This window comes from Hydrogenophaga sp. (assembly GCF_030651625.1).
Lineage (GTDB): Bacteria > Pseudomonadota > Gammaproteobacteria > Burkholderiales > Burkholderiaceae_C > Hydrogenophaga.
Window position 1 is genome coordinate 348848 of record NZ_JAUSCF010000022.1, and the last position, 25085, is coordinate 373932.

Below are 25085 nucleotides of genomic sequence, written 5' to 3' on the forward strand. Positions count from 1 at the left end.
GGGTACGTCAGCGTCTTCGGGCGGCTGGGCGCCACTGACATGACCGCCGCGCTGCCCGTACTGATCCTGCTCACTTCGCTGGTGCCGGCGCTGTTCACCTTCTTCCTGCGTCAGGATCAGCACCGCTTGCGCAACACGCTGAACCTGAGCGGCGCGGTGTTGAAGCTTGGGCTGATCGCCTTCATGCTGAGCGAGGTGGCGCAAGGCACCCTGCACGAGGTGCGCCTGGATCTGGCGCCGGGACTGTACCTGCTGCTTCGCGTGGACGCGCTGTCGCTGCTGTTCCTTACCCTGTCGGCCTTTCTGTGGCTGCTCACCACCATCTACGCGATTGCCTATTTCGGCCGAAAGCCGGACCTGTCGAGGTTCTTCGGCTTCTTCAGCCTGTGCGTGTTCGCGACCACCGGCATCGCGCTGTCCGGTACGCTGATCACCTTCTTCATCTTCTTCGAGTTGCTGACGCTGTCGACCTGGCCGCTGGTGGTGCACAAAGGCGACGACAAGTCGCTGAAGGCCGGCACCAGCTACCTGGCCTACAGCCTGCCGGCCAGTGCCGCGCTGCTGGTGGCCATCGTCTGGCTGGAGGGCAGCACCGGCCCGGTGGCGTTCGCCGAACCGGCGGACCTGGGCGCGCTGAGTGACCACAGCCTGCGCATGATCTTCGTGCTGTTCATCGTCGGCCTGGGCGCGAAGTCTGCGCTGCTCCCGCTACACGGGTGGCTCCCCAGCGCCATGGCCGCACCCGCGCCGGTGAGCGCGCTGCTGCACGCGGTGGCCGTCGTCAAGGCGGGGGCCTTCGGCATCGTGCGGGTGGTCCACGATGTGTTCGGCATCTCGCTCGTGCAGGAGTTGGGCATGGGCCTGCTGCTGGCCATGCTCGCATCGGCCACCATCATCTATGGCTCCGCGCGCGCGCTGGCGCAGACCGACATCAAGCGCCGGCTCGCCTTTTCCACCGTCAGCCAGGTGTCCTACGTCATCCTGGGAATCGCGCTGGGCGGGCCTATCGCGGCCATTGGCGGCCTGGCGCACCTGGTTCACCAGGGCCTGATGAAGATCACCCTCTTCTTCTGTGCTGGCATCTTCACCGAGCGCGCAGGTATCGTCGAGATCCGGCACCTGGACGGCATCGGCCAACGTATGCCCTGGACCGCCACGGCGTTCTCCTTGGCTGCCCTGGGCATGATCGGCATGCCGCCGTTGGCCGGCTTTGTCAGCAAGTGGTACCTGGGGCTGGGCGGCCTGCAGGTCGGCGCGCCGTGGGTGGTCGCGGTGCTGATCTGCTCAGCGCTGCTCAACGCCGCCTACTTCCTGCCGCTGCTCTACCGCATCTGGTACGGCAAGCCCAGAGAGGATGCGCCCGCCCTGACGGCGGACGGCCCGCTGGAGCGTCCGCTCGGCCTCATCGCACCACCGGTGATCACGGCGCTGGCCTGTCTGGCCGCCGGGCTGCTGGCGGCCTCGGCGCTGAGCCCGTTGGGCTGGGCCACGCGCATCGTCGAGGGCTACTACCCATGACCCGAGCATGACGTCGACCACACTCATCGCGGGACCATGGTGGCCATTGCTGGCACTGGCCACGCCGCTGGCATTAGCGGCGTTGGCAGGGCTGCCGAGGGTGCGCCAGCATGCCTTGCTGCTGCTGCCGCTGGCCCCGCTGCCAGCGCTGCCGCTGGCGGTGGTCGGCACCTTCGCCGACGCCACCACGGTTCCGGACCTGCTGCTGGGCGTCCACCTGGGCCTGGACGACAGCGCCCGCCCGTTCCTGTTGCTGACCGCCTGGCTGTGGTTGATGGCCGGCCTTTACGCTGCCACCTACCTGCGCAACACCCGCAAACCCGCGGTGTTCACCAGCTTCTGGTGCATGACGCTGGCGGGCAACCTTGGCGTGTTCATGGCGCAGGACGTGGCCACCTTCTACCTGGCTTTCGCCACGGTGTCGCTGGCTGCTTATGTCCTGGTGGTTCACGACGGCACCGAGCGCGCGTTGCACGCCGGACGCATCTACCTGATCCTTGCCCTTCTGGGCGAGGCAGCACTGCTGGGTGGCCTGCTGATGGGTGCGCACGCCGCCGACAGCCCGCGCATCATCGACGTGCGCGCGGCGCTTGGCGAGGCGCCGTCTCGCCACGTGATCATCGCGCTGCTGGTGCTGGGCTTCGGCCTCAAGGCAGGGTTGATGCCGCTGCACATCTGGCTGCCGCTGGCCCACCCGGCCGCGCCGACACCGGCCTCGGCCGTGCTCAGCGGCGCCATCGTCAAGGCCGGCATCTTCGGCCTGATGGCCTTCCTGCCCGGCGGCGCGCAGGCCATGGACTGGGGCTGGCTGCTGCTGGTCGCCGGCCTGCTCAGCGCGTACGGCGGCGTGCTCCTGGGCCTGACGCAATCCGACGTGAAGGCCGTACTGGCCTACTCGACGATCAGCCAGATGGGGCTGGTCATTGCACTGATCGGCCTGTCCATGACGCAAGCGCACACCGCGCCAGCGCTGACGGCAGCCGCACTGGCCAGCGTGCACCATGGCCTGGCCAAGGGCGCGCTGTTCCTCGCGGTCGGTGTGGCTCTCGCGACCACAGGACGGCCACGGCACTGGGTGCTGGCACTGACCGCGCTGGCTGCGCTGTCGGTGGCTGGCCTGCCACTGACGGGAGGGGCCTGGGCCAAGGCGGCGCTCAAGGCGCCGGTTGACATCGAGGTGGTGGAGTGGCTGCTGGCCTTGTCGGCCACCGGCACCGCGCTGCTGCTGCTGCGCTTCTGGCTGTTGCTGCGCGCAAAGAAGGCCGAGCACACCGGCAATCAGTCCGGTGTGCCCTGGGGCCTGCTGCTGCCATGGATCACGCTGCTGGGCAGCGCGCTGCTGCTGCCCTGGGTACTGGTGCCCTACTACACCGGCATGCCGTCGGGGTACGCGCTTGCCCCGGGCACGCTCTGGAGCGGCGTGTGGCCCCTGCTGCTGGCCGGCGCGCTCGCAGCGGTGGCACTGCGACGGCGCATGAAACCACCAACCCTGCCCGAAGGCGATCTGGCGCATCCGCTGGAACGCGCCGTGCTGGTTGTGGTGCGCGCGGTCACGGTGCGCGCCATGGCCGAACGACCACAGCACGCGCGCCGAATGCGCCGTTGGCTCGAACAGGCGACAAACTGGCAGGCGTTTGAGCGGGCGTTGTCGCGCTGGTCGGTCGCTGGCGTAGTGCTGCTGTTCGTGATGCTGGCCGTGACCGTGCTCACTCGTGTCGGGTCGGGCTGACCCTGTAGCCCGGCGGCCAACCACACTTGCGCAAAGTCGCCGAGATCGGCGCCATTGCAGCATCACTTGCGCCGCAACCGCGCTCGGCGTGAGCGTCCACCAATAAACAAACCCTTGATTTTCCAAAGAAAAAGGCCGCTAGGTGTATGTTCCTAGCGGCCTTTGTCACAGGGTATGGTGGTGGAACACGGAACCGAATCCGCGTCCGTCATCTGAACCAGATACGAAAGCAGCCTATTGCAGGTGCCCACCTGTACGAAACGAGCTTTTCGGAAATCCGGCTGACGCACCCTGCGCCAAGCCTGACAACCATACACACACCCATTCTTGGACGCGCTGATCACCCGCCCGGCCTGGATGCCACCTGCTCAAGTCCCATTTTGGGACTACACTTCGACCTATGCGAGTGATTGCCGTGTCTAGCCTTCGGGCCTTCTGGGAGCGCTACCCCGACGCCGAGCAGCCGCTGAAGGCTTGGTACGAGGAAGCCACCAGTGCGAGCTGGACCCAGCCCTCTGACATCAAGGCGCAATACCGCAGCGCCAGCGTACTGAAGAACCGTCGCGTGGTTTTCAACATCAAAGGCAATGACCACCAGCTGATCGCGGCCATTGCGTACAAGTTACAGATCGTCTACGTGAAGTTTGTCGGCACCCACAAGGAGTACGACGCAGTGGACGCAGAAACCATCGAGTCGGCCTGACCGGCCACGGAGGAAAACATGGACATCCGCCCTATCCACACCGAAGCAGACTACAAGGCCACTCTCAAAGAGATTTCGGCCTTGATGGAGTCCGACCCTGATCTGGGCACGCCAGAGGGGGATCGCCTGGACATCCTGGCCACGCTGGTGCAAGCCTACGAGGCCAAGCACGTGCCCATCACCGCGCCAGATCCAGTGGAAGCCATCAAATTCCGGATGGATCAGAGTGGTCTGTCCGTCAAAGATCTTGAGCCGATCATTGGCAAAAGCAACCGCGTCTACGAAGTCCTGAGCCGCAAACGCCCGCTGACGCTGGCCATGATCCGCAGACTGCACAAGAGCCTGGGCATCCCGGCCGATGTGCTGATTGCGGAGACGGCTGCAAGGTGATCAGCGAACACTGAGCTTGGCTTCTACGGTGAACAGCGTTGTCATGGGGTCATCTGTTCAGGAGAAAAAGATGCGCTACCCCGTGATGACCGAAAAGCATGTGACCGACCGCTGGCAGGTCAGTCTCAAGACGCTGCGGCGCTGGCGGCTCGATAGCGAAGGGCCGGTCTGGCACAAGTTGTACCGCCACGTCCGTTACCACGAGGCCGACGTCCTCGAGTTCGAGCACAGCAGCGCGCAGCATTTGATGACGCTGCTCGGCATCAAACGGGACTTCAAACCGGAAGTGCCAGAAGCGGCGCAAGGTCTCGATGCCAAGGCTGAAGACGCGTGGCCAACCGGCAGGTCCAATCAAGAAAAGACGACGCAGGGAATGCCCGGTAACCAAGCCCCAATCTGTCAAGCCGCTTGACAACGCAGTGCGGAGATGGCCTGTATTGAAAGCGAATTGTGGGCTGTCCATTGCCATCCGAACCCAAGGACCGATAGGCAGCGATTGATGCCGGTGATGCCGGTGATGCCGGCCCTCTGAGTTCACGGTCTGGACCACACAGCGCTCCTTCATGCGCCAGTGACATCCCGGACCCAGTGGCCGGTTTCAAAGTACTGTTGATCTTGCAAGCCAGCCGGTACGTGCATGACGCCTGAACGTCCGCTGATCTCGACCAATTCGGCGTGAACTTGCATGCGGCTTATTGAACCCGCAGCACCTCAAACTGCTGTCGGATTGGAGCGATCTGTATCGACACCTCATCACCCTCGCATTTACCCAGCATCGCCCTGCCCAAAGGGGCTTTGCTGCTGATGACCTGAACAAGCTGAGCGCCGCTGATCAACTTCATGTTGCCCCCATCCGGGCCGAGAAAGAGCAGTTGCTGCTTTTCGTCGGAATCGACCAGGCAGACCAGCGCGCCGATCTGTATACCTTTGCTGGCGTCGTAGGGGCGCGGGCGGAATTGGCGCCAACTGGCCATCGCCTGGCGGATAGCTTCGGCGCGCCGAGCCTGGCCGGTGGCCAGGTAGGCGGCTTCGAGTCCCAATGTGTCGTATTTGTTTTCGGCGATGTTTTCTTTGTGCGTCGCCGTTTCATGGGCCGCCCGCACTGCCTGCTCGGCTTGCAGCAGGTCTTCGGCGAGCCGTTCCAGCACCTGCTGCTGCAGCAAGAATTTATCCATGATGAAAGGTAGGCATCTCGAACAAGCGAGGGAGGTCTTGATTGTGAAGGGCTCCACCAGCCTTCGACGGTTCTGTTGGCTGCAGGTTAACTTCACCTATGGGCACGATGCTGCGGCCCAATCAGCTGGGCCATTGGCAGAATTCGGCCATCTTCAGACTTACAAGCCAGTCCAGCGTGTATCCGCTCGAAGTATGAGGCGATCATTCAGGATGAGTTGCACAGACTGTGCGGAGCTGCGGTGCCCAAGCCGAACGCCAGTCGTCGCCGATGCATGCAATGGGGTTTGGCGAAGGCTGCGCAAACGCCAGGCAGCGCGTCACGCGTGTTGTCCGGTAGTGCATTGAATGCGCTAAGCTGACAAAAACAACACTTTCTTGCCCCGCAGCCCCCATTCATACATGCCCTACCAGCCCAAGCCCAAGTCCCCCAGGGAGGTTCACCCGAGGACAGCCAGCGGGCAAGCCCAGAAGACCCGGACGCGCGCCGCGATTGTTCGGGCGGCTATTCCGGTGTTTGCCCATCATGGGCCGGACATTCCGGTGATCGACGATTTCGTGAAGGCCGCCGGGGTGTCGCGCGGCACCTTCTACAACTACTTCCAGACCACGCGGGACCTGCTGGACGCGACGATGGAGCAGATTTCGAACGACCTGATCGAGACCATCATCCCGGCGGTGGCCCACGAAAACAATCCGGTGATCCGGCTGGCGACAGCGGCACGGCTGTTCTACAGGAAGGCACGGCTCGACCCTGTGTTCCGCGCGTTTCTTGGCTCGGTTTCCGGGGTGGGCAATCTGGCCGTCACGCGCGCGCATGCCGACTTGGAGGAAGCGATTGCGAAGGACCTGATCAAGGTGAAGGACATTGAGTTGGCGGAGGCAATCTCTTTCGGGTTGATGGTGTTTGCGCTGCGCTCCTCCAACGTCGAGGCCGGCGGTCCGGAGCGGGCCCGCGAGGTGGTTCGCGCCATTCTCAACGCCCTGGGGGCAGACCCCAGGCTGATTGATCAGGCCATGCAGGTTCCCTTGCCTCCCCCGGCACCTCCGGGTAATCCCTAGCAGGTGTTTACACTAATATTGACGTTTATGTCATTGACGTTAATGTCAATATAGATAGACTTCCGCCATCGTCTCTGAAGCAGTGCCCGAGTGGGGCACCGCTCCATGTACACCGGGTACGGCCCACAGGCGCGACGAGGCAACCAGGAAGTCGAGATGGCGCAAGCCCAGTTTGTTGAAGGGACAACCAGCACCGGCGCGGCGTGGCGCATCGGGTATCAGGTGTCCGGCGCGGGTGAAGACGTGGTGCTGCTGCACGGCGGCGGACCGGGTGCCACCGGCGCGAGCAACTACAGCAAGAACATCGAAGCCCTGTCGCGGCATTTCCGCTGCTGGGTGATCGACTTCCCGGGCTGGGGCAGCAGCTCCAAGAACCTGAATGCCTTCGGCGGGCTCGGCCCGTTCCACAACGGCGGCCGTGCGGTGCTGGCCTTCATGGACGCGATGGGGATCCAGCGGGCGCACCTGATTGGCAACTCGTTTGGCGGCTCAGCGGCGCTGTGCCTGGCCATGGATGCGCCCGAACGGGTGGGCAAGCTGGTGCTGATGGGGCCGGGCGGTGGCGTGGTGGCAGGCGCCACGGGCCCGACTGAGGGCATCAAGCAGCTGCTGACCTACTACCTGGGAGATGGACCATCGCTAGAAAAGCTGGAGAGCTTCATCGGCAACCTGGTGCACGACCAGAGCCTGCTGACCCCCGAACTGATCCGCCTGCGCTTCGAGGCCAGCAACGACCCCGAAATTCGTGCCAACCCGCCGCTGGTGCCGCCACCCGGCGGCCCGGGCAAAGAAACCTTCATCAGCCTGGACCCGCGCCTGGCCTCGGTATCGAACCGCACGCTGTTCATCTGGGGCCTGCAGGACCGGGTGAATCTGGTGGCCGGACTGGCGCCGTTCAAGGTGATGCCCAACGCCGACTACCTGCTGCTTTCTCGCTGCGGCCACTGGGCGCAGTGGGAACACCCGCAGCGCTTCAACGACGTGGTGACCAGCTTCTTGCTGCACGACGGCTGACCGCCTGACCCGGCGACCTCCCTGCCGCCGCCCAACCCATTTTTCCCCGCCTTGCATCGGGTCTTCGCGGACCCGGTGTGGGGCTTCCTTTACCCCAACAGGAGACAGACATGACCCCCACCATCCAAGAACTGGGCTACCTCGGACTCGAGGTGTCCAACATGCCGCGCTGGGAGCGCTTCGCCACCGAGGTCATGGGCCTGGGCGTGAGCAGCGGTCCCCAGAACACCCGGCGTCTGCGCATGGACGCCGCACCCGCGCGCTTCATCCTGAGCGAGGGCCCCGCTGATGACCTGGCGTTTGCTGGCTGGAAAGTGGGATCCGCCGCCGAGGTGGATGCATTTGCGCGCCATCTGGTGAGCAAGGGCCTTCGAGGCACCTTTGGATCCGATGACGAGCTGGACGTCCGCCATGCCGATCGCATGCTGTACTTCATCGACCCCGAGGGCAACCGCCACGAGGTTTATGCCGCAGCGCCATCGAAGGAGGTGGTGTTCCGGTCGGAAGTGGTGGCTTCCGGCTTCGTCACGGGCGCCGGCGGTGTGGGGCACGTGGTATTCGAAGCCGATCACTACCCGGACACCATTGCGTTTGCTCGCAATGTGCTGGGAGTCAGGCTCAGCGACCATATCTACCTGGAACCGGCGCCGGGCGTGAAGATCGAGGTGTCGTTCTTCCACGCCAACGAGCGGCATCACTCGGTGGCCGTCGCCCCGCGCGCACCGATTCCCGGACCGAAGAAGCGCATCCACCACTTCATGGTCGAGGCGGGACAGGTGGCCGACGTGGGACGTGCACGCGACCGCTGCCTGACCTTCGGCCTGCCGGTGGTGATGGACATCGGCCAGCACCCGAACGACCATATGATCTCGTTCTACGCCCACACGCCATCGGGCTTCCTGTTCGAGTTTGGCTGGGGCGGCGTGAAGGTGGACGATGCGACGTGGAAGGCCGAGGCCTACGACCGCGTGAGCAACTGGGGGCACCGCCCGTATGGCGCCATGCCCGGTGAAGGCCCGGCCATGCCGGCCGCTGCGGTGGAGGTGGCCTGACATGAACACCACAGCCCACTTTGACGCCGACGTGGCCATCATCGGCTATGGCCCCAGCGGTCTGGCCGCCGCCCTGTGCCTGGGCCACTACGGCATCCGCACCATCGCGCTCGAGCGCGACCAGGCGATCTATCCCCGAGCCCGCGCGGTCACGGTGAACGACTGGACGATGCGCTGTTTCCAGTCGCTGGGACTGGATGAAGAACTGGCGCGCACCATGGACCCGACCGTAGCGCTGCGCTGGATCACCCACGAGGGGCACCAGATCACGCGCATGGACTTCCCCCCTTCGCGTCTGGGGCGGCACCCCACGTCCTACGCCATCTACCAGCCCGCGATGGAAGAGGTGTTGCGCCGCGCGAACGAACGCCATGCCGAGCACGTTGACGTGCGCTTCGGCGTGGAAGTGACCGACGTGGTGCAGGACAGCGACGGCGTGACGGTGACCTCGTGCGACCTTGGCACCGGGGATACCAAGACAGTGCGTGCGCGCTACGTGCTCGCCTGCGACGGTGGTGGCAGCACCACGCGCGAGCGGATGGGCATCCGGCTCATCGGCGAGACGCGGGAGGTGAAGTGGGTGGTGATCGATGCGCGGGTGAAACGCTGGTGGCCCGAGCGGCACATCCTGACCTTCTGGTCTGACAAGCAACGGCCTGTGGTGGACATTGCGCTGGCACAGGGCAATCACCGCTGGGAGTTCCCGCTGGAGCCGCACGAGTCGGAAGACGACTTCAAGACGCACGAGCAGTTGTGGAAACTGCTGAACTCACTGGGCGTGACGCAGGACGACGTAGAGATCCACCAGCACGCGTTCTACCGCCACCACATCCGCCACGCCGAGCGCTGGCGCGAAGGGCGGGTGTTTCTGGTGGGGGACGCTGGCCACCTGATGCCGCCGTGGGCCGGGTCGGGCATGCAGTCCGGCATCCGCGACGCATTCAACATCGCCTGGAAACTGCGCGAGGTGCTGCGCGACCGGCTGCCCGAGACGCTGCTCGACACCTATCAGGCAGAGCGCGAGCCGAATGTGGCCTTCTACACCGGCGTGGCGATTCAACTGGGCTGCATCATCCAGCAGCAACTCAGCGACGAAGAAATGGCGGCCATGGCGCCCAAGCCAGGCGAGCCGCCACCGGAGCCGCCCTTGCTGTGGAATCCCTGGTACGACGCGGGCTGGTTCCGCGGCGCCACGGCACCAGACAGCGCGGTCGGCAAGATGATCCCGCAGCCCCGCGTGGCCGACGCGCGCGGCAGGCTGTGCTGGCTCGACGAGCTGCTGGGCGACGGCTTTGTGTTGCTGGGCGACGGGATGAACCCGCGCACCGAGCTGACGGCCGAAGAACAGGCGGCGTGGGATGCCCTCGGCGCGCGCTATCTCTGTGTGTTGTCGCCCGAGCAGCAGGGCCATGGCAGCGACGACGTGATCGACCTCGACGGGTCCCTACTGGCATGGATGCGCCGTTACGGCACCAAGGTGCTGGCGGTGCGCCCCGACCGCTTTGTTGCAGCAGCCCAGGGTTCCGGTCTGGAGGTTCCCTCGGCATGAACACCAAGCACGAGGCCGCACAGGCCATCCGCGAAGCTCGCGCGCAGCGGCGCACCATCGCCCGGATCTCGGAAACCCACGGCATCACCGGGTTGGCCCAAGCCTACAAGGTGGCCGAGATCAACACGTTGGCGCGTCTTGCAGAGCCAGGGCGCCGCATCGTTGGCCTGAAAGTCGGCCTGACTTCCAAATCCGTGCAACAGCAGCTGGGCGTGGACCAGCCAGATTTCGGGGTGCTGTTCGATGACATGGAACACATGGACAACGACACCGTCCCGATGGCGCGGCTGATCCAGCCCAGAGTCGAAGCCGAGGTGGCTCTGATCGTCGGCACCGATCTGGCAGGTGAGACGCTTAGCTGGTCGGAGTTTCTTCGCGGACTCGCCTACGCCCTGCCCGCGCTGGAGATCGTCGACAGCGTGATCCAGGACTGGAAGATCACGCTGGTCGATACCGTGGCCGACAATGCGTCTTCAGCGCTGTACGTGCTGGGCAACCAGCCGGTGGACGTGGGTCGGCTGGACCTCGGTGCCCTGGGCATGCAGATGGGCATCAACGGCCAGACGGTGTCGGTGGGTGCGGGCGCAGCCTGCCTGGGGCATCCGCTGCGGGCTGCGTACTGGCTGGCGCGCACCATGGCCGAACGTGGCCAGTCGCTCAAGGCCGGTCAAGTCATTCTGTCCGGAGCGCTCGGCCCAATGGTCCCTCTTCAGGCTGGAGATGCGGTCCACGCTTCCATGGGCGCATTGGGCTGCGTGAGCTGCCGCATGGCCTGACACTCTTTACCCGGAATTCTCATGACCTGCAAACTCAAAGTGGCCATCGTTGGCAGCGGCAATATCGGCACGGACTTGATGATCAAGATCCTGCGCCACGGCCAACACATCGAAATGGGCGCCATGGTCGGCATCGACGCCGCCTCCGACGGCCTGGCGCGCGCCGCTCGCATGGGCGTGGCCTCCACGCACGAAGGCGTGGCCGGCCTCACCCGCATGCCCGAATTCGCCGACATCGACATCGTCTTCGACGCCACCAGCGCCAGCGCCCATGTCCAGAACGATGCCTTCCTGCGCAGCCTGAAGCCCGGCATCCGCCTGATCGACCTGACGCCCGCAGCCATCGGCCCGTATTGCATCCCGGTGGTCAACGGTGAAGACCACCTCGACGCGCCCAACGTCAACATGGTCACCTGCGGTGGCCAGGCCACCATCCCCATGGTCGCAGCGGTCTCGCGCGTGGCAAGGGTGCACTACGGCGAGATCGTCGCCAGCATCTCCAGCAAGAGCGCCGGCCCCGGCACGCGCGCCAACATCGACGAGTTCACCGAGACCACGTCCAAGGCCATCGAGGTGGTGGGCGGTGCCACCAAGGGCAAGGCCATCATCGTGCTCAACCCGGCCGAGCCGCCGCTGATCATGCGCGATACGGTCTACACGCTGAGCGACTTCGCCGATGAAGCGGCCATTGCCGACTCGGTGGCCCGCATGGCCGCCGACGTACAGGCCTACGTGCCTGGCTATCGCCTGAAGCAGACCGTGCAGTTCGACCGCATCGAGGGCCTGAACATTCCGGGCGTCGGCAAGCAACTGAATGGCCTCAAGACCTCGGTGTTCCTGGAAGTCGAAGGCGCTGCCCACTACCTGCCCGCCTACGCCGGCAACCTCGACATCATGACCAGCGCCGCGCTGCGCACCGCCGAACACATGGCCGCCCGCATGCTGGCTGCCGTAGCCGCCTGAAGGAGAACCACATGACGACCAAGAAGATCTACATCTCCGACGTCACGCTGCGCGACGGCAGCCACGCCATCCGGCATCAGTACAGCGTGGCGCAGGCCAGGCAGATTGCACAGGCGCTGGACGAAGCCAAGGTCGATTCCATCGAAGTCGCGCACGGCGACGGTCTGCAGGGCGGCAGCTTCAACTACGGCTTCGGCGCCCACACCGATGTGGAGTGGATCGAAGCGGTGGCCAGCGTGGTCAAACACGCGAAGATCGCCACGCTGCTGCTGCCCGGCATCGGCACCGTGCACGACCTGAAGGCGGCCTACAACGCCGGTGCCCGCATCGTGCGCGTGGCCACCCACTGCACCGAGGCCGACATCGCGCGCCAGCACATCGAGTACGCGCGCCACCTCGGCATGGAGGCTGTGGGCTTCCTGATGATGAGCCACATGCAGACGCCGCAGGGTCTGGCCGAGCAGGCCAAGCTGATGGAGAGCTACGGCGCGACCTGCTGCTACGTGGTGGACTCGGGCGGTGCACTCAGCATGAACGACGTGCGCGACCGCTTCCGCGCCTTCAAGGATGTGCTGAAGCCCGAGACCCAGACTGGCATGCACGCCCACCACAACCTGAGCCTGGGCGTGGCCAACAGCATCGTGGCGGTGGAAGAAGGCTGCGACCGCGTGGACGCCAGCCTGGCTGGCATGGGTGCGGGCGCGGGCAACGCGCCGCTGGAAGTGTTCATCGCCTCCGCGGCCCGCCTGGGCTGGAACCACGGCTGCGACCTCTACCAGCTGATGGATGCGGCCGACGACATTGTGCGTCCGCTGCAAGACAGACCGGTGCGGGTAGACCGCGAGACGCTGGCGCTCGGCTACGCCGGCGTGTACTCCAGCTTTCTTCGCCACTCCGAAGTGGCCGCGAAAAAGTACGGCCTGAAGGCGGTGGACATCCTCGTCGAGCTAGGCAAGCGCCGCATGGTCGGCGGACAGGAAGACATGATCGTTGACGTCGCGCTGGACCTGCTAAAGACGCAGGAGCACGATCGCATCCATGCGCAGCCGGTGATGAGCGAAGCGGCTTGAGGAGCCTCATATGAAGCTTGCGCGTTTCACGGTGGATGGAAGCACGGCAATCGGCGTCGTGCGTGGTGATCGGGTGGTGGAGCTTGCATCGGTCCTGCCCGAAGCCCCTTCGACCATTCGCGAAGTGCTGAAGGCTGGTCCGGCACTGCTGCGCCGGATCGAGGGAGCGCTGCACCTGGCACCGTTCGGTCACGCTCTGGTGGCTGTGCGACTGGAGGCACCGATTCACGATGCTTCGAAGTACCTCGCCATCGGCATGAACTATCAGGACCATGCGGAGGAGGCACGCCGAGCCGGGGTACCCATCCCCAAGACGCAGCTGTGGTTCAACAAGCAGGTCAGTTGTATCAATGGCCCGTTCGATGCGGTCTTGATTGCGCGCGTGTCCGACAAGGTGGACTATGAAATCGAGTTGGGCGTCGTGATCGGCAAGCGTTGCAGGTACGTCGCTGAAAATGATGCACGCTCGGTGGTGGGCGGTTACTTCGTGGTCAACGATGTGACCGCACGAGACTGGCAGCAAGCGAGTCCGACTTTCACTCTGGGCAAGTCTTTCGACACGCACGGACCCATCGGTCCCTGGATCGTGACACCGGATGAAATCGCCGACCCTCACGAACTTGAGATGCGACTGTTTGTGAACGGCCAGATTCGGCAGCGGCAAAACACGGGGAACATGATCTACAACATCTGGCAGCAGATTCATCACCTTTCGCAGGTGATGACGCTCGAGCCCGGCGATCTGATCGCTACCGGCACCTGCGCTGGGGTCGGCATCGCATCGGGGTTTTTTCTCAAGCACGGTGACGTCGTTCGCGCAGAGATCGATCAACTGGGCCATATCGAGAACCGCTTCGTCTCAGAGGCGGCATCGAGCCCATAGCACCAACGCCGATGCTGACCGACCGATTACCGTCACTCCGTGCCTTCGACCACCGGAACACACGCGTCGGACGTTGTGGAAAGGGCGCCAAAGCGCAATTTACTTGAGGCAGGGATGCTTCACACCTTCTGCCTTCCGTGAGAAGAACAGGGACATACTCAGCGCGAAAATTGAAATTGAAGATCAAGATCTACGGCCACCCAAAATCCAGAACCTTTGGCGACCTGAGAGTCCGCGATACGCTACTCAACTGTCATTCGCACACTGCGGTTGAACTTCCGCACGTAACGCTTTGATCTGTATAGAACTGCGTTGCGGCCTTTGCGGACTTCGGGCCAGTTCAACGGAGCGAGGTCGGAGCGAGGAATGGCCAGGAGAGAGTGGAATGTGGCCAGGAACGTCCAGTTCGGTCGGCTGGCGAAGTCCGCAGGCTTCCGCAGGAACCCCCAACAACACGCGGGAACTGGCGCAAACAGACAGGAAAAAGCCCCAACTGATAACAGTTGGGGCTTCAGTATTGGTGGAGCTGGGGGGATTTGAACCCCCGTCCGCAAGCCTTATCCGAGCAGTTCTACATGTGTAGCCATCTGGTTTGAGTCTCACTTCCCGCATCGCGCAGTGGCACGCTATGCAGGACGCCAGCAACCTTGGATCTCATTGCACGCCAAGTTACCCGACGCACAACCAGCCTATTGAATTATCTTTGCAGCCTGGACCCCTTGGGCTTGCACCCGAGGGACCCTTGCCCAGCACATAGGCCTGCTGTTGCAAAGCTCACTGGCAATTAAGCAGCGAGTGCGAAACGTTCGTCGTTTGCAGTTAGTTTTTTTCTGCGGATTTACGAGGTGACAGAACCTCGACATGCCCTGCTGCGTGTCCGAACCCACGTCGAAACCAGTGCAGCCCCTGAAGCCTCTAGTTTAAGGCAAAGCGATCAATTTCAAGACCTCCAGCGGATTGTTCACTTCCGCATGCGCGCCCCACCCGGAAACCGTCGCTCCATGGCCCAAATAGCCGTACCTTGCAGCCACCGTGTGCATGCCTGCAGCCTTGCCGGCCACGATATCGCGCTCGTCATCTCCCACATACATGCATTGACTGGGCAACAAGGCAAGCCGCCGAGCCGCCTCAAACAAAGGTTCGGGGTGCGGCTTGGCAAATGGTGTGGTGTCTCCTCCAACGAGGGTACCTGCATCCGCAAACATGCTCATGGAGGCCGTCAGAGGTTTCGCGAATCGCTCTGCCTTGTTGGTCACCACGCCCCAGCGCACCCCCCTCTCCGCCAAGGCTTGCAACAATTCGGCGGCTTGGGAAAAAGGCTTCGTGCGCTCAAACATGCATGACTCATACAACCCCAGAAATTCCACCTTGAGTGCCTCATAGTCCGGATCCGCAGGCACCCTCTCCAGCGCCACTCGCAGCATCCCGCGCGCTCCAGACCCCGCGAACGGTCGGTAGTGCTCCAGCGGAAGCGGTGGAAGCCCTCTGCGGGTTCGCATCAGATCCGCCGCCGATCCGAGATCAGGCGCACTGTCTATGAGCGTTCCATCCAGATCAAACAAAACCGCCTTGATGCCGGCGATGGGTTGAAACTTCATGGCCTTCGGGTGGCGAACATGTAGTTGACACTGGTGTCTCCACTGAGCCAGTAGCGGTTTGTCAGGGGGTTGTACTCCATGCCCCGAGTGTGCTCAAGCTCAAGGCCTGCTTCCCGGCAATAGCTCGCGAGTTCGGTCGGCCGAATCAATTTGGCGTATTCGTGCGTTCCCCTGGGCAGCATGCTCAGAATGTACTCAGCGCCCACGATCGCAAAAAGAAACGACTTGGGGCTTCGATTGATGGTTGAGAAAAAGACCCACCCGCCCGGCTTGACCAGTGCACGACATGCCCTGACCACCGAAGAGGGGTTGGGTACATGCTCCAGCATTTCCATGCAAGTCACCACGTCGAAGGCGCCCGGTCGCGCCTTGGCAAGCTCCTCTGCACTGATTTCTTCATAACTCACATTGGGCGTTGCAGCCTCCAGAGCGTGCAATTGTGCGACGCCCAAGGCCTTGGAAGACAAATCAATCCCGGTGACTTTGGCTCCTTTGCGAGCCATGGAATCCGCGAGAATGCCGCCGCCGCAACCGACGTCAAGTATTTGTTTTCCTGCAATGTCTGCAAGTCCATCAATCCAGGCCAGACGCAACGGGTTGATCTGATGCAATGGTCGGAACTCGCTTTCGGTATCCCACCAGCGATGTGCCAGATCAGAAAACTTGGCCAGTTCGGCAGGGTCGGCATTGATGTTTGGATTCATGGCACGATTATCGTCAGGACACAAAAAAACCGCGCCGAAGCGCGGTTTTTTTATCGGTTGCCCGGTGATCAGTTGGCGCGGGTGCCCACAACTTCCACTTCAACGCGACGGTTCTTGGCACGACCTTCACGGGTGCTGTTGTCAGCCACGGGCTGGGTCAGACCCTTGCCTTCGGTGTAAATGCGATTGCTTTCGATACCCTTGCTCACCAGGTAAGCCTTGACAGCTTCAGCGCGGCGAACAGACAGCGCCTGGTTGTAGCCAGCAGGGCCGGTGGAATCGGTGTGTCCCACGGCAATGACGACTTCCAGGTTGATACCGCCAACCTTGCTGGCGAGATCATCCAACTTGGCCCGGCCTTCAGGCTTGAGCACGGCCTTGTCAAAGTCAAAGAAGGCATCGGCTGCGTACGTCACCTTGGCAGCAGCGGGGGCTGGTGCAGGCGCTGGTGCAGGTGCTGGTGCAGGCGCTGGTGCAGGTGCTGGTGCAGCTGCAGGTGCGGGTGCGGGTGCGGCAACAGGCACGATCGCGCCATCGCAACCAACGGCGGCGGTGGCTGGCGTCCAGCCGGCATTGCGCCAGCAAAGTTCATTGGTGCCGTTTTTCCAGACGGTGCCATCGGCCGCGCGCCAGTTGTCCACGGTTTGGGCACCCGCAGCAGTTGCCATGGCGGCGGTTGCAATCAGCATTGCCACTTTATTCAGTTTTTTCATGGTATTCCTCTTAGTGAGCCGCAGACTTGCTGCGTTACAGAAATTGACGCTTGAAGTGACCACCACCCAAAGCGTTGAATTCATTGTGCCACAAGCCTATGGGGGCCAATGCGACGCATGAAGCACCTGTTGTAACCACTTTTGGCTTCGCAGACCGATTCGTTGTTGAACCGCAACACACTCGTCGATCGCGGCAGGTCGGCTGAGCACCCTAAAATGTCAGGTTGCCTTTTGGCTTGATCTCGTACACCCGACGCCACCCATGACACAGTTTGCCAAAGAGACCCTGCCCATCAGCCTGGAAGAGGAGATGAGGAGAAGCTATCTGGATTACGCCATGAGCGTCATCGTGGGGCGTGCACTCCCCGATGCACGCGACGGTCTCAAGCCTGTGCATCGACGCGTTTTGTTTGCCATGCATGAGCTCAACAACGACTGGAACCGTCCGTACAAAAAATCGGCCCGAATTGTGGGTGACGTCATCGGTAAGTACCACCCTCACGGCGACAGCGCGGTGTACGACACCATCGTCCGAATGGCACAGGATTTTTCGCTGCGTCACATGCTCGTGGATGGGCAGGGCAACTTCGGCTCTGTCGACGGCGACAACGCGGCTGCGATGCGTTACACAGAAATTCGCATGTCGAAGATTGCCCACGAAATGCTGGCAGACATCGACAAGGAAACGGTCAACTTCGGACCCAACTACGACGGCTCTGAAAAGGAACCGCTGGTCCTGCCCGCGCGGCTTCCCAATCTGCTGGTGAATGGATCCGGCGGAATTGCCGTGGGCATGGCCACCAACATTCCGCCCCACAACCTCAATGAAGTCGTGGACGCTTGTCTGCACTTGCTCCGGAACCCCGAGGCATCCATTGACGAATTGATGGAAATCATTCCCGCACCTGATTTCCCGACAGGCGGGATCATTTACGGCGTCAATGGCGTCAAGGACGGCTATCGCACCGGCCGTGGCCGGGTGGTGATGCGTGCCAAATGCCATTTCGAAGATATCGACAAGGGACAGCGTCAGTCCATCATCGTTGACGAACTGCCCTATCAGGTCAACAAAAAGACGCTGCAGGAACGCATCGCCGAATTGGTTCACGAAAAAAAGATCGAGGGCATCAGCCACATTCAAGACGAGTCGGACAAGTCCGGCATGCGGCTGGTGATTGAGCTCAAGCGCGGTGAAGTACCCGAGGTGGTGCTCAACAACCTTTACAAACAGACCCAGTTGCAGGACACCTTCGGCATCAACATGGTGGCGTTGGTCGACGGGCAACCCCGGCTTTGCAACCTGCGGGAACTTGTCCAGGTCTTCCTCGAACACCGGCGCGAGGTGGTCACCCGCCGCACAGTGTTCAATCTTCGCAAGGCGCGGGAGCGAGGGCATGTGCTCGAAGGTCTTGCTGTGGCACTGGCCAACATCGATGAGTTCATCGCCATCATCCGGGGCGCTCCGACGCCACCTGTGGCCAAGACCGAGCTCATGGCCCGGCCATGGGACAGCCAGCTGGTTCGAGAGATGCTTACCCGCGCCAGGGAGGATGGCGGTGTGGTCAATGCAGATGACTACCGTCCGGAGTCGCTCGAGCGCGAATTCGGCATGGGTTCAGACGGGCTGTACCGGCTCTCCGAGACCCAGGCGCAGGAAATCCTGCAAATGCGCCTTCAGCGCCTGACCGGTCTGGAACAGGACAAGATCGTTGCCGAATACAAGCAGGTCATGAGTGAAATCGACGACTTGCTGGACATCCTGTCCAAGCCTGAGCGGGTGTCTACCATCATCGGTGAAGAACTCACCGAGGTGAAGCTGGAATTCGGTCAAACCAAACTGGGCGCGCGCCGCAGTGAAATCGAGCACAGTGCACAGGACCTGAGCACGGAGGATCTGATCACACCCACCGACATGGTGGTCACACTGAGCCACAGTGGCTACATAAAAAGCCAGCCACTGGCCGAATACCGTGCACAAAAGCGCGGCGGCAGAGGCAAGCAGGCCACTTCCACCAAGGAAGACGACTGGATCGACCAGCTCTTCATCGCCAACACACACGACTACATTCTGTGCTTCTCAAACAGGGGCCGTCTGTACTGGTTGAAGGTATGGGAAGTGCCCGCCGGTTCACGCGGCTCACGTGGCCGGCCCATCGTGAACATGTTCCCGCTGCAAGAGGGTGAAAAGATCAATGTGGTGCTCCCTCTCACGGGAGAAATGCGCACCTTCCCGTCTGACCGTTATGTTTTCATGGCGACCAGCATGGGCACGGTCAAGAAGACCGCGCTGGACGAGTTCTCCAACCCGCGCAAAGCCGGCATCATTGCGGTGGACCTCGATCAGGGCGACTTCCTCGTGGGCGCCGCACTGACCGACGGAGCGCACGATGTCATGCTGTTCAGCGATGGAGGAAAAGCGGTTCGTTTCGACGAAAACGACGTGCGTCCAATGGGACGCAACGCACGCGGCGTGCGCGGCATGATGATCGAAGATGGGCAAAGCGTGATCGCCATGCTGGTGGCCGAAGATGAAGAACAAAGCGTGCTGACCGCCACCGTCAATGGCTATGGCAAACGCACGTCCATTTCCGAGTACACGCGGCATGGGCGCGGCACCAAGGGCATGATCGCCATCCAGCAAAGTGAGCGCAACGGCAAGGTTGTTGCCGCCACGCTGGTGCACAACGATGACGAAATCATGCTGATCACCGACATGGGCGTCTTGGTGCGAACCCGTGTTTCCGAAATCCGGGAAATGGGGCGGGCAACCCAGGGCGTCACGCTGATTGCACTGGACGAAGGGTCCGAGCTTTCCGGATTGCAGCGCATCGTGGAAAACGATGCCAACGTGACCGACACGCCGGAGGCGGACGGTGCGCAAGAGGCGGACAGCGACGCCCCATGATGCGCCCGTACAATTTTTCGGCGGGTCCAGCCGCGATGCCTGCCGAAGTCCTGCAAGAGGCTGCTGGAGAGATGCTGGACTGGCATGGCAGCGGCATGAGCGTGATGGAAATGAGCCATCGCGGCAAAGAGTTCATGTCGATCCGGGATCTTGCAGAGGCCGATCTGCGCGAGCTGCTGGCAATTCCCGACCACTTCAAGGTACTGTTCATGCAGGGCGGAGGCCTGGCCGAAAACGCCATCGTGCCCCTGAACCTGTCGCAAGGCTCCACCGTCGACTTCGTTGTCACGGGTAGCTGGAGCCAGAAGTCGGCAATCGAAGCACAGCGGTACTGCCGGGTCCATGAGGCCGCCAGCAATGTTCGGGACAAGCACACCGCCCTTCCTGCTCCTGGCCAATGGCAATTGAGCGCTGACGCGCAATACCTGCACATCTGCAGCAATGAAACCATCAACGGCATCGAGTTCCATGAACTCCCGGATCTGAAAGCACTGGGCAGCGACGCACCCCTGGTAGTCGACTTCTCCTCGCACGTGGCATCTCGTCCGGTCGATTGGACCCGGGTCGGCCTGGCCTTCGGTGGCGCCCAGAAAAACCTGGGCCCCGCAGGATTGACCCTGGTGGTCGTGCGAGAGGACTTGCTGGGCAGATCGATGAGCACCTGCCCAAGCGCGTTCGACTACGCCACGGTGGCCAAACACCAGTCGATGTACAACACCCCGCCAACCTATGCCATTTACATGGCAGGCCTCACCTTCCAGTGGATAAAAAGGCAGGGTGGCGTGGCTGAGATGGAACGGCGCAATGTGGCCAAAGCCGAGTTGCTGTACGGGTTCATTGATGGATCCGATTTTTATGTAAACAGGGTGCGCAGGGATTGCCGCTCGCGCATGAACGTGCCGTTCTTTTTGCGCGACGAAACACGCAACGACGCCTTTCTGGCGGGAGCAAAGGCCCGCGGCTTGCTGCAGCTCAAGGGACATAAGTCTGTGGGGGGCATGCGGGCCAGCATCTACAACGCAATGCCGATGGAAGGCGTGCAGGCGCTGGTCGACCACATGCGCGACTTCGAACGAACCCAGGCTTGACAAGCATGACGCAACCCAAACAATCGGACTCGCTCGGCGCGTTGCGCGTCCAGATCGACGCCCTGGACCAGCAACTGCTCTCGCTGCTGAACCAGCGCGCCCATGTGGCGGAACAGGTCGGCGAGATCAAGCGCCAGGAAGGCTCACCCTTTTTCAGACCTGACCGGGTTGCACAGGTGATCGAGAAGATCCAGGCGGCCAATCAGGGCCCTCTGCTGAACCAGCACGTGGCCTCAATCTGGAGAGAGATCATGTCGGCCTGCCTGGCGCTCGAAGCGCCGCAGCGCGTGGCAGTGCTCGGCCCGCAGGGCACATTTTGCGAGCAGGCGGCGATCGAGTTTTTTGGCAGTGCCGCCAATCTGATCTACTGCGCCAACTTTGATGAGGTGTTTCACGCCACTGCGGCGGGCACTGCACAGTATGGCGTGGTGGGCATGGAAAACTCAACCGAGGGTGTGGTGGCCAGGTCGCTGGACCTATTCTTGCGCTCACCCGTGCACGTGGTGGGCGAAGTCAGCCTGTTGGTCCGCCACAACCTGCTCCGGCAAATCAACAACCTGGACGGCATCGAAGTGGTCATGGCCCACCCACAGGCTTTGGCGCAGTGCCAGAACTGGCTGTCGCAACACCTGCCGAATGCCGAGCGGCGTGCAGTTTCGAGCAACGCAGAGGGCGCCAGACTGGCCGCCACCCAACCAAACTGGGCCGGCCTGGCCAGTGAACGAGCGGCTGCTCAGTTTGGTCTGCACATCGTGGCCCATGCCATTCAGGATGAAGCCTACAACCGGACCCGGTTTGCGGTGATCTGCCTTCCGCAGACGCTTGCCATGCCGCCAGCGTCCGGCAAGGACTGCACCAGCCTCGTGGTGTCGGTGCCCAACCGGCCGGGCGCCGTACACGATCTGCTCGTTCCGCTGAAGAACAACGGCGTGTCCATGACCCGGTTCGAGTCCCGCCCTGCCAAATCCGGGCAGTGGGAGTACTACTTCTATATCGACATCGCAGGACATCCTTCCCAGCCTCACGTCGCAGCTGCGTTGGCGGAACTCCAGAGTCTTTGCGCCTTCTACAAGGTTCTGGGCGCCTACCCGGTCACAGAATGACACCCAACCGCCCTCATTTGAAGAATCTGTATGTTTGAACAACTTGGCCTGATTGGCTGCGGCCTGATGGGTGGCTCATTTGCCTTGGCTCTGAAGAAGGCCGGCTTGGTGAAGCGCGTCGTGGGCTACAGCAAATCGCCCTCCACCACTGAGCGCGCCCGACAGATGGGCGTGATCGATGTGGAGGCGCCATCGGCCCTGCTGGCGGTATCAGGCGCAGATCTGGTGCTTCTGGCCGTGCCCGTGGCTGCCACGGAGGCCACCTTCAAGGCCATTCGCCATCTGGTGACACCGAACACCCTCGTCATGGACGTCGGATCGACCAAGCGCGAAGTGATCGACTCCGCGCGCCGGGTGCTGCGCGATCAGGTGGGGGTGTTTGTTCCCGCTCACCCAATCACCGGCAAGGAGCTGGCAGGTGTGGAGCATGCCGACGCCGAGTTGTATCGCGGACGCCAGGTCATTCTGACGCCGATTGAGCGCACCCTCACGGCCCAGCTGGAAAAGGCCAATCAGGTGTGGACGGCACTGGGTTGCCACGTGCGGCAGATGTCGCCCGAAGCGCACGATGCCGCCTACGCAGCCGTGAGCCATCTGCCCCACCTGATCGCGTTTGCGCTCATGAACTCCATCAAGGGGCAGGCCGATGGCGACACTTTCCTCTCTCTGGCCGGGCCCGGTTTCAGGGACTTCACCCGCATTGCGGCCAGCGACCCCAGCATCTGGCGCGACATCCTCATCTCCAACCGGGAAGAGCTGATCGCGCAATCCAGGCACTTTCAACGCGCCCTGCACGCGCTGGAAACCGCCATCGCAGCGGGCAACCCTGATGCGCTGGAGGCCCTGATTGACGGTGCCAGTTCTGCCCGATCGCATTGGCGCATGACTGCAATCAAGTCCCAAGCCTGAAATACAGGGTCTGCCCCACCCACTTGATTGACCCAACGAGCCACGCACGGCTCCATTGCGCGAATGTACTCAATTGACCACCTCGACATTCCACCCCTGGTGAGCGCTGGCGGGAGGGTGCAACTGCCAGGCTCCAAGAGCATTTCAAATCGCGTGCTGCTGCTGGCTGCGCTGAGTACCGGCCCAACCGACATCATCGACCTGCTGGACTCAGACGACACGCAGGTCATGCTTCAGGCGCTTGTGGCCCTGGGATGCCGTGTTGATCGGCTTGCAGACGGTGTGGTGCGGGTACATGGCCTGGGCGGCGCATTGCCAGTCAAGAAGGCAGCGCTGTTTCTGGGCAACGCCGGCACAGCAATGCGTCCTCTCGCAGCAGCATTGGCCGTGCTGGCCTGCCAACATGGCGGTCGCTTCGAGCTCAGCGGCGTCGCGCGCATGCACGAGCGTCCCATCGGGGACCTGGTGGATGCCTTGCGCCAGTTGGGCTGCCCAGTGGCTTACACGCTCAATGAAGGCTATCCGCCTTTGCGCCTGGGCACCGGAAAGCCCACCGAACTGTCGATTCACGCGCCCATTCAGATCCGGGGCGATGTCTCCAGCCAGTTCCTCACGGCGATGCTGCTGGCACTTCCACTGGCCGCCCGTTCCCACGATATTCAAATCGATGTCGTGGGTGAGCTGATTTCCCGTCCCTACATCGAAATCACGCTGAATCTGATGCAGCGCTTCGGTGTGGAAGTGAAGCGCAATGACTGGAAACGATTCACCATTGCAGCCGGTAGCCAATACCAGTCTCCCGGGCGCATCCCTGTGGAGGGTGATGCTTCGTCGGCCAGCTATTTCATTGCGCTGGGCGCCATCGCGCCCTGCTCGCCAGGTAACGACGGCATCACGATCAAAGGCGTGGGGCTGGCATCGATTCAGGGTGACATCCGGTTCATTGAAGCAGCGAGGCTCATGGGCGCCGACATCAGCGGTGACGACAGCGCACTGCACATCAAAAGAGGCACCTGGCCGTTGAAGGCCATCGATCTTGACTGCAACCACATCCCCGATGCGGCCATGACACTGGCAGTGATGGCGCTGTATGCGGATGGTCCGTCCACGCTGCGCAACATTGCCAGCTGGCGTGTCAAGGAGACCGACCGCATCGCTGCCATGGCCAATGAATGTCGCAAGTTGGGTGCATCGATGGAGGAAGGTCCGGATTTCATTCGAATCACGCCCCCAGCGACCACCGATGCCTGGCTCCCCGCCAGCATTCACACCTACGACGACCACCGGGTTGCCATGTGTTTCTCGCTGGCGGCGTTCAACCCGGCCGGACTGCCGGTGCGCATTGAAGACCCCAAGTGCGTGGGCAAGACCTTTCCCGACTACTTCGAGACCTTGTTCCAGGTGTGCCAGGCTCCGCCAGCCAACATCCCTGTGATCTGCATTGATGGTCCCACCGCGTCTGGCAAAGGCACACTGGCAGCCGCTCTGGCACAGCGGCTGGGCTACCATCTGCTGGACTCCGGAGCCTTGTATCGGCTCGTGGGTCTGGCAGCGGAAAGATCTGGCATTTCAACAGACGAAGCAGTGCTGATGCAGCCTTCCCACGCCGATCTGCTGGGCGAACTGGCTTCAAGCATGCAGGTGCGTTTCTTGGGGGATCAGATCCTGCTCGACGGCGACGATGTGACCGAGGACCTGCGCAGCGAATCTGCAGGTATGGCCGCCTCGCGGGTGTCCACAGTGCCACAGGTGAGGTCTTCACTTCTGAAACTCCAGCATGACTTTCGCCAGCTCCCGGGCCTGGTGGCCGACGGGCGTGACATGGGCACGGTTGTTTTTCCCGATGCTTCCCTGAAGGTGTTTCTGACCGCCAGCGCCAGCCAGCGCGCGCAACGGCGACATAAGCAGTTGATTTCAAAAGGATTTGCTGCTAATATCAACGACCTTCTGGCGGACTTGCTCCGACGCGATGAGCGGGATTCATCCCGCAGTCACGCGCCGCTCAAGCCCGCCGAAGACGCCTTGCACTTGGACAACTCCGGTCTGAGCATCGAGCAATCGATCGATCAGATGTTGATCTGGTGGCAAGACAGATCGGCATTCTCAAAGGTTTGAGCTTGCCGGTGCACTTGGCCCAGACGGCCCCGCCGGGTATTCACAGCCCGCAGGCCCGATGGTTCTTG

At 62.4% G+C, this 25085-nt stretch carries 23 protein-coding genes and 1 other RNA gene; 18 read left to right on the top strand and 6 right to left on the bottom strand.

The window, feature by feature from the left end; all coding sequences use genetic code 11:
- Window positions 1–39: 39 nt before the first annotated feature.
- The 5 genes from Q7V46_RS09550 (at window position 40) to Q7V46_RS09570 (ending at window position 4752) form a co-directional block, all read left to right on the top strand.
- Window positions 40–1518 carry a complex I subunit 5 family protein gene (locus Q7V46_RS09550; protein WP_304913291.1) on the top strand — a complete coding sequence of 493 codons (1479 nt, stop codon included), beginning with the start codon at window positions 40–42 and terminating at the stop codon, window positions 1516–1518.
- Between the two features lie 7 nt (window positions 1519–1525).
- Window positions 1526–3247: a complex I subunit 5 family protein gene (locus tag Q7V46_RS09555; protein WP_304913292.1), complete on the top strand. Its 1722-nt coding sequence runs from the start codon at window positions 1526–1528 to the stop codon at window positions 3245–3247.
- A gap of 400 nt (window positions 3248–3647) precedes the next feature.
- On the top strand, window positions 3648–3950 hold the full coding sequence (locus Q7V46_RS09560; protein ID WP_304913293.1) for a type II toxin-antitoxin system HigB family toxin: 303 nt from the start codon (window positions 3648–3650) through the stop codon (window positions 3948–3950).
- Window positions 3951–3968: 18 nt separating this feature from the next.
- Window positions 3969–4340 (top strand): type II toxin-antitoxin system HigA family antitoxin, encoded by a 372-nt coding sequence (locus tag Q7V46_RS09565; RefSeq protein WP_151044850.1) that lies wholly within the window; start codon window positions 3969–3971, stop codon window positions 4338–4340.
- A gap of 70 nt (window positions 4341–4410) precedes the next feature.
- Complete coding sequence (locus tag Q7V46_RS09570; RefSeq protein ID WP_304913294.1) at window positions 4411–4752, top strand: hypothetical protein; 342 nt, start codon at window positions 4411–4413, stop codon at window positions 4750–4752.
- Window positions 4753–4901: 149 nt separating this feature from the next.
- Here Q7V46_RS09570 and Q7V46_RS09575 read toward each other — a convergent pair whose 3' ends face one another.
- On the bottom strand, window positions 4902–5027 hold the full coding sequence (locus Q7V46_RS09575; RefSeq protein WP_304913295.1) for a hypothetical protein: 126 nt from the start codon (window positions 5025–5027) through the stop codon (window positions 4902–4904).
- A 5-nt stretch (window positions 5028–5032) separates the two neighbouring features.
- The gene (locus Q7V46_RS09580) at window positions 5033–5515 is read right to left on the bottom strand and encodes a GreA/GreB family elongation factor (RefSeq protein WP_304913406.1); all 483 of its coding nucleotides are present in this window, start codon (window positions 5513–5515) and stop codon (window positions 5033–5035) included.
- Between the two features lie 400 nt (window positions 5516–5915).
- Here Q7V46_RS09580 and Q7V46_RS09585 point away from each other — a divergent pair, with 400 nt between their 5' ends.
- From Q7V46_RS09585 to Q7V46_RS09620, 8 genes are all read left to right on the top strand, one after another.
- A complete protein-coding gene (locus tag Q7V46_RS09585; protein ID WP_304913296.1) occupies window positions 5916–6575 on the top strand; it encodes a TetR/AcrR family transcriptional regulator in 660 nt (219 codons plus the stop codon).
- Between the two features lie 105 nt (window positions 6576–6680).
- Entirely contained in the window at window positions 6681–7589 is a 909-nt protein-coding gene (locus Q7V46_RS09590) for an alpha/beta fold hydrolase (protein ID WP_304913297.1), read from the top strand.
- 110 nt (window positions 7590–7699) lie between these two features.
- Window positions 7700–8641, top strand: a complete 942-nt coding sequence (locus Q7V46_RS09595) for a VOC family protein (protein WP_304913298.1) — start codon at window positions 7700–7702, stop codon at window positions 8639–8641.
- 1 nt (window position 8642) lies between these two features.
- Complete coding sequence (locus Q7V46_RS09600) at window positions 8643–10190, top strand: bifunctional 3-(3-hydroxy-phenyl)propionate/3-hydroxycinnamic acid hydroxylase (protein ID WP_304913299.1); 1548 nt, start codon at window positions 8643–8645, stop codon at window positions 10188–10190.
- A complete protein-coding gene (locus Q7V46_RS09605; RefSeq protein ID WP_304913300.1) occupies window positions 10187–10966 on the top strand; it encodes a 2-keto-4-pentenoate hydratase in 780 nt (259 codons plus the stop codon). The genes Q7V46_RS09600 and Q7V46_RS09605 overlap by 4 nt, the downstream gene beginning before the upstream one ends.
- A gap of 21 nt (window positions 10967–10987) precedes the next feature.
- The gene (locus Q7V46_RS09610) at window positions 10988–11929 is read left to right on the top strand and encodes an acetaldehyde dehydrogenase (acetylating) (protein ID WP_304913301.1); all 942 of its coding nucleotides are present in this window, start codon (window positions 10988–10990) and stop codon (window positions 11927–11929) included.
- 11 nt (window positions 11930–11940) lie between these two features.
- A complete protein-coding gene (dmpG, locus tag Q7V46_RS09615) occupies window positions 11941–12999 on the top strand; it encodes a 4-hydroxy-2-oxovalerate aldolase (protein ID WP_304913302.1) in 1059 nt (352 codons plus the stop codon).
- Window positions 13000–13009: 10 nt separating this feature from the next.
- On the top strand, window positions 13010–13882 hold the full coding sequence (locus Q7V46_RS09620) for a fumarylacetoacetate hydrolase family protein (protein ID WP_304913303.1): 873 nt from the start codon (window positions 13010–13012) through the stop codon (window positions 13880–13882).
- 518 nt (window positions 13883–14400) lie between these two features.
- On the opposite strand, the gene ssrA is transcribed toward Q7V46_RS09620, so the two are convergent.
- From ssrA to ompA, 4 genes are all read right to left on the bottom strand, one after another.
- Window positions 14401–14789: a transfer-messenger RNA gene (gene ssrA / locus Q7V46_RS09625) on the bottom strand.
- A gap of 13 nt (window positions 14790–14802) precedes the next feature.
- A complete protein-coding gene (locus Q7V46_RS09630; RefSeq protein ID WP_304913304.1) occupies window positions 14803–15480 on the bottom strand; it encodes an HAD-IA family hydrolase in 678 nt (225 codons plus the stop codon).
- Entirely contained in the window at window positions 15477–16184 is a 708-nt protein-coding gene (gene ubiG / locus Q7V46_RS09635; protein ID WP_304913305.1) for a bifunctional 2-polyprenyl-6-hydroxyphenol methylase/3-demethylubiquinol 3-O-methyltransferase UbiG, read from the bottom strand. Before ubiG ends, Q7V46_RS09630 begins: the two co-directional genes overlap by 4 nt.
- A gap of 68 nt (window positions 16185–16252) precedes the next feature.
- A complete protein-coding gene (ompA, locus tag Q7V46_RS09640; RefSeq protein WP_304913306.1) occupies window positions 16253–16897 on the bottom strand; it encodes an outer membrane protein OmpA in 645 nt (214 codons plus the stop codon).
- Between the two features lie 262 nt (window positions 16898–17159).
- Between ompA and gyrA the strand changes: the two genes are divergently transcribed.
- From gyrA to Q7V46_RS09665, 5 genes are all read left to right on the top strand, one after another.
- The gene (gyrA, locus tag Q7V46_RS09645; protein ID WP_304913307.1) at window positions 17160–19802 is read left to right on the top strand and encodes a DNA gyrase subunit A; all 2643 of its coding nucleotides are present in this window, start codon (window positions 17160–17162) and stop codon (window positions 19800–19802) included.
- A complete protein-coding gene (serC, locus tag Q7V46_RS09650) occupies window positions 19799–20890 on the top strand; it encodes a 3-phosphoserine/phosphohydroxythreonine transaminase (RefSeq protein WP_304913308.1) in 1092 nt (363 codons plus the stop codon). The genes gyrA and serC overlap by 4 nt, the downstream gene beginning before the upstream one ends.
- A 5-nt stretch (window positions 20891–20895) precedes the next feature.
- On the top strand, window positions 20896–21993 hold the full coding sequence (gene pheA / locus Q7V46_RS09655) for a prephenate dehydratase (RefSeq protein WP_304913309.1): 1098 nt from the start codon (window positions 20896–20898) through the stop codon (window positions 21991–21993).
- A 30-nt stretch (window positions 21994–22023) separates the two neighbouring features.
- Entirely contained in the window at window positions 22024–22902 is an 879-nt protein-coding gene (locus Q7V46_RS09660) for a prephenate dehydrogenase/arogenate dehydrogenase family protein (RefSeq protein ID WP_304913310.1), read from the top strand.
- A 63-nt stretch (window positions 22903–22965) separates the two neighbouring features.
- A complete protein-coding gene (locus tag Q7V46_RS09665) occupies window positions 22966–25017 on the top strand; it encodes a bifunctional 3-phosphoshikimate 1-carboxyvinyltransferase/cytidylate kinase (RefSeq protein ID WP_304913311.1) in 2052 nt (683 codons plus the stop codon).
- Window positions 25018–25085 lie beyond the last annotated feature (68 nt).

Excerpts from the sequence above, each read along its gene's own strand:
- Q7V46_RS09550 (WP_304913291.1), top strand. The coding sequence starts at position 40 with ATGACCGCCGCGCTGCCCGTACTGATCCTGCTCACTTCGCTGGTGCCG.
- Q7V46_RS09555 (WP_304913292.1), top strand. The coding sequence starts at position 1,526 with ATGACGTCGACCACACTCATCGCGGGACCATGGTGGCCATTGCTGGCA.
- Q7V46_RS09560 (WP_304913293.1), top strand. The coding sequence starts at position 3,648 with ATGCGAGTGATTGCCGTGTCTAGCCTTCGGGCCTTCTGGGAGCGCTAC.
- Q7V46_RS09565 (WP_151044850.1), top strand. The coding sequence starts at position 3,969 with ATGGACATCCGCCCTATCCACACCGAAGCAGACTACAAGGCCACTCTC.
- Q7V46_RS09570 (WP_304913294.1), top strand. The coding sequence starts at position 4,411 with ATGCGCTACCCCGTGATGACCGAAAAGCATGTGACCGACCGCTGGCAG.
- Q7V46_RS09575 (WP_304913295.1), bottom strand. The coding sequence starts at position 5,027 with ATGCAAGTTCACGCCGAATTGGTCGAGATCAGCGGACGTTCAGGCGTC.
- Q7V46_RS09580 (WP_304913406.1), bottom strand. The coding sequence starts at position 5,515 with ATGGATAAATTCTTGCTGCAGCAGCAGGTGCTGGAACGGCTCGCCGAA.
- Q7V46_RS09585 (WP_304913296.1), top strand. The coding sequence starts at position 5,916 with ATGCCCTACCAGCCCAAGCCCAAGTCCCCCAGGGAGGTTCACCCGAGG.
- Q7V46_RS09590 (WP_304913297.1), top strand. The coding sequence starts at position 6,681 with ATGTACACCGGGTACGGCCCACAGGCGCGACGAGGCAACCAGGAAGTC.
- Q7V46_RS09595 (WP_304913298.1), top strand. The coding sequence starts at position 7,700 with ATGACCCCCACCATCCAAGAACTGGGCTACCTCGGACTCGAGGTGTCC.
- Q7V46_RS09600 (WP_304913299.1), top strand. The coding sequence starts at position 8,643 with ATGAACACCACAGCCCACTTTGACGCCGACGTGGCCATCATCGGCTAT.
- Q7V46_RS09605 (WP_304913300.1), top strand. The coding sequence starts at position 10,187 with ATGAACACCAAGCACGAGGCCGCACAGGCCATCCGCGAAGCTCGCGCG.
- Q7V46_RS09610 (WP_304913301.1), top strand. The coding sequence starts at position 10,988 with ATGACCTGCAAACTCAAAGTGGCCATCGTTGGCAGCGGCAATATCGGC.
- dmpG (WP_304913302.1), top strand. The coding sequence starts at position 11,941 with ATGACGACCAAGAAGATCTACATCTCCGACGTCACGCTGCGCGACGGC.
- Q7V46_RS09620 (WP_304913303.1), top strand. The coding sequence starts at position 13,010 with ATGAAGCTTGCGCGTTTCACGGTGGATGGAAGCACGGCAATCGGCGTC.
- Q7V46_RS09630 (WP_304913304.1), bottom strand. The coding sequence starts at position 15,480 with ATGAAGTTTCAACCCATCGCCGGCATCAAGGCGGTTTTGTTTGATCTG.
- ubiG (WP_304913305.1), bottom strand. The coding sequence starts at position 16,184 with ATGAATCCAAACATCAATGCCGACCCTGCCGAACTGGCCAAGTTTTCT.
- ompA (WP_304913306.1), bottom strand. The coding sequence starts at position 16,897 with ATGAAAAAACTGAATAAAGTGGCAATGCTGATTGCAACCGCCGCCATG.
- gyrA (WP_304913307.1), top strand. The coding sequence starts at position 17,160 with ATGACACAGTTTGCCAAAGAGACCCTGCCCATCAGCCTGGAAGAGGAG.
- serC (WP_304913308.1), top strand. The coding sequence starts at position 19,799 with ATGATGCGCCCGTACAATTTTTCGGCGGGTCCAGCCGCGATGCCTGCC.
- pheA (WP_304913309.1), top strand. The coding sequence starts at position 20,896 with ATGACGCAACCCAAACAATCGGACTCGCTCGGCGCGTTGCGCGTCCAG.
- Q7V46_RS09660 (WP_304913310.1), top strand. The coding sequence starts at position 22,024 with ATGTTTGAACAACTTGGCCTGATTGGCTGCGGCCTGATGGGTGGCTCA.
- Q7V46_RS09665 (WP_304913311.1), top strand. The coding sequence starts at position 22,966 with ATGTACTCAATTGACCACCTCGACATTCCACCCCTGGTGAGCGCTGGC.